Here is a 334-nt window from a genome sequence, read left to right as displayed (position 1 = left end):
CACTGGTGCTCGTGGTGGTGCTCTCGCTCGCCGGATCACGTGTACTCCTCGATGGACCGCTGGCGACCGCGGCGGCTCCGGATGGCTGGGCGATCGCGGTGTGCGACGTCGGGCAGGGCGACGCGGTGCTCGTGCGCTCGGCAGGCCGGGTGGCGCTGATCGACACGGGGCCCGATCCGGATCTGCTGTCCACCTGTCTGCGGTCGCTCGGCATCGAGCACATCGATCTTCTGGTGCTCACGCACTTCGACCTCGATCACGTCGGCGGGACCGCAGCTGTGCAGGCGCGGGTGTCGACGGTCCTTCACGGTCCGATGGCTGATCCGCCCGATCG

At 69.5% G+C, this 334-nt stretch carries 1 protein-coding gene; it reads left to right on the top strand.

Annotated features, from left to right (window positions below; all coding sequences use genetic code 11):
- Positions 1-334, top strand: a 334-nt coding sequence (locus tag DSP71_RS23640) for a ComEC/Rec2 family competence protein (protein WP_258546387.1), incomplete at both ends; no start/stop codon positions are given.

This window comes from Microbacterium sp. H6 (genome assembly GCF_003314775.1).
GTDB lineage: Bacteria > Actinomycetota > Actinomycetes > Actinomycetales > Microbacteriaceae > Microbacterium > Microbacterium oxydans.
This window is presented reverse-complemented; position numbering and strand designations above follow the sequence as displayed.